At 44.1% G+C, this 1,462-nt stretch carries 2 protein-coding genes; both read right to left on the bottom strand.

Going from position 1 to position 1,462, the window contains the following annotated elements; all coding sequences use genetic code 11:
- Positions 1-971: 971 nt before the first annotated feature.
- Positions 972-1,172, bottom strand: a complete 201-nt coding sequence (locus tag GY683_RS04665) for a hypothetical protein (RefSeq protein WP_297287639.1) — start codon at positions 1,170-1,172, stop codon at positions 972-974.
- A 51-nt stretch (positions 1,173-1,223) separates the two neighbouring features.
- Positions 1,224-1,462 (bottom strand): hypothetical protein (locus tag GY683_RS04660; protein ID WP_297287638.1); only part of this gene is annotated, 239 nt, incomplete at its 5' end.

Genomic DNA, 1,462 nt, shown 5'->3' with positions numbered 1-1,462 from the left:
CGTGCACGGCGGCGATTGACTTGGGTGGACATTGGCATTGCTGGAGGGATAGAGGAAGTACGGGAGTGGAGAAATTACGCGGTATGATAAAGGACGAACAGTGGACACTAAAGCGCCTCAGTCATTGGCGATCATAATATTATTATGACTGCAATGCTGCTCGACGTGCTCATTGTCATCTTCATGGCACGAGCGCCAAGAGCGTATGGCTTAATAGGACAAAAATGTCTACGTAGGAATTATTTACTTTTTTTGCGCGGTCACAAAGGAGTTTTCTGGTGACGGAGCTGCCAATTCCGTGAGTATGGAGTTTTTCATCACCAAGCAACTTTTTTAGTGACAATGAGAACCCAATCACAAGCCAAGCACCCCTACGGACGACGCATCCAATAATCTAGTCAATATACAATCTCCTGTTGCCGTATTTGAAATTGCGTCTCTAAACTCACTTATCAACATAGCATAAAAATACGGCACTAGGAGAGTCAAACTATCATTGTCAAAATTTTTGACTCCGCTCCCGTGACGACAAGTCTTGGTGAGACTTCGCAGAGACTCGACATGCTTATTATGCTCATTTGCTCTTAGCTGAGTTCATCAACCGGTCTCAGATGATGCCAACACAAGTGCTTGGTGCTTCTCTGTGCGGCGCAACTGTCGATTCAGTCTCAATCGGGTGTTCGGTCTATCACCGCGATATATGCAGCACTATTTTTTGGCTGCTGATTTTGTGAATGCAAGGAAGAATGATGTCGCATCAATAATGCCAATATGCAATAGAAATGGCCAAACACTAATGCTATGGTTTGGGCGATGATCCCAATGGCTGTCCTGAAATGACAAACAGCGGTGTCTATTTGAACAAACTAAATCCTTCCTCTGATGCAGATGAAAACAAAACGCCTAAGCTGGATCTTTTCGTATCGGGCACTACCAAGAAGAAGGTGAAACAATCAAAGCCTCAGCAACAATTAATTCTGGTGCAGATCCGCTGCCACTTTCTCATCATCATCATCTGTGGACACATCAAAGATGATTAAGCCTTTATCTACGCGACGTAATTGCTCCCTTCTTGGAGAAGAAGAATCAGCACAAACTGGAACCTGTTGAGATGTTTTGCCGCTGTCCATAAGCAAGACCCTACCGAAGAAGATTGCAATCATTGCGCTCATATATGTATTCATTTTAGCTATGTGGCAACATTCGCTGATTGAAATTCAATGTCACTCCAAAGACCCATGAAATGGAATTGCATGCTGTTGCGCAAATGCGTAAGTTTGCAGCCAGGAGGCTGCCAGGAGGCATTGCAAAGTTGATTGAACATTGGGTTGAGCACTACCATCAAATTGGCCATGATTATGGTATGACGTGAATAAACCAACCAAGTGAGCGAAGAAAGGCGACAATTCGTTCAAACCTGACTTGTCAAGCGTCGTGAGCAAATCATAAATACCATCAAGCG

Origin of the sequence: Moraxella sp., from assembly GCF_024227015.1 — a bacterium.
GTDB lineage: Bacteria > Pseudomonadota > Gammaproteobacteria > Pseudomonadales > Moraxellaceae > Moraxella.
Note: the sequence above shows the minus strand (reverse complement) of the source record. Positions and strands in the feature narration are given on the sequence as shown.